5 tRNA genes and 2 rRNA genes are annotated in these 1,027 nt (G+C 48.6%); all 7 read left to right on the top strand.

The features are described 5' to 3' along the window. Positions 1-90: ribosomal RNA gene (locus CSV77_RS16735) — 23S ribosomal RNA — on the top strand; the annotation flags it as partial. Between the two features lie 248 nt (positions 91-338). Then, a 5S ribosomal RNA gene (gene rrf / locus CSV77_RS16730) occupies positions 339-454 on the top strand. 42 nt (positions 455-496) lie between these two features. After that, positions 497-571 (top strand) — tRNA-Asn (locus CSV77_RS16725). Positions 572-576: 5 nt separating this feature from the next. Beyond that, positions 577-668: transfer RNA gene (locus CSV77_RS16720), tRNA-Ser, on the top strand. Positions 669-690: 22 nt separating this feature from the next. Further along, positions 691-765: transfer RNA gene (locus CSV77_RS16715), tRNA-Glu, on the top strand. A 41-nt stretch (positions 766-806) separates the two neighbouring features. Then, positions 807-882: transfer RNA gene (locus CSV77_RS16710), tRNA-Val, on the top strand. Between the two features lie 18 nt (positions 883-900). After that, a tRNA-Met gene (locus tag CSV77_RS16705) sits at positions 901-975 on the top strand. Positions 976-1,027 lie beyond the last annotated feature (52 nt).

The raw sequence follows: 1,027 nt of genomic DNA, 5'->3' as shown, positions 1-1,027 counted from the left end.
CCCTCAAAGATGATGAGGTGGATAGGTCTGGGGTGTAAGTACGGCGACGTATGTAGCTGACAGATACTAATCGATCGAGGACTTAACCTATTATGAAAAGCCGAAGCGGCCGTTTAGATGCGACCGGTATAAGGTGAAGATGCGTAGTAGCGCTGTTTGCTACATAGCAGCTTTGACTTATGACCCGAGCATTTGGCCGCTGAGGCTGGACAGCTTAAAAAGTAGTTACTTGAACTACACCAATGTCTTTTATTCAGTTTTGAGTGAATGAAATCTTTTCATGAAAAGGATTGACTTTCTCAATCAGTTTGATATAATAATCATGGCTTTAAAAACAGTTCAGTGATGATGGCAAAGAGGTCACACCCGTTCCCATACCGAACACGGAAGTTAAGCTCTTTAGCGCCGATGGTAGTTGGGGGTTTCCCCCTGTGAGAGTAGGACGTCGCTGGTCTGTTAGACAAGTTATGAAAACAGTATAACCACATTATATTATTCCGCAGTAGCTCAGTGGTAGAGCAATCGGCTGTTAACCGATCGGTCGTAAGTTCGAGTCTTACCTGCGGAGCCATTACTGGAGAGCTGTCCGAGTGGCCGAAGGAGCACGATTGGAAATCGTGTAGGCGGTTTGCGCTGCCTCAAGGGTTCGAATCCCTTGCTCTCCGCCAGATGTACGCTTTCATTATATAGGGCCCCTTGGTCAAGCGGTTAAGACACCGCCCTTTCACGGCGGTATCACGGGTTCGAATCCCGTAGGGGTCACCATTTTATAAAACAAATATTTATGCGTATCATAGTATAACCCAGGAGGATTAGCTCAGCTGGGAGAGCACCTGCCTTACAAGCAGGGGGTCGGCGGTTCGAGCCCGTCATCCTCCACCATTTATTTTATAGTATTATCGCGGGGTGGAGCAGTGGTAGCTCGTTGGGCTCATAACCCAAAGGTCGCAGGTTCAAATCCTGTCCCCGCAACCAAGGTCCCGTGGTGTAGCGGTTAACATGCCTGCCTGTCACGCAGGAGATCGCG

This window comes from Sporosarcina sp. P16b (assembly GCF_002743065.1).
Lineage (GTDB): Bacteria > Bacillota > Bacilli > Bacillales_A > Planococcaceae > Sporosarcina.
The sequence above is the reverse complement of the archived record's forward strand: the minus strand, read 5'-3'. Positions and strand labels throughout refer to the sequence as shown.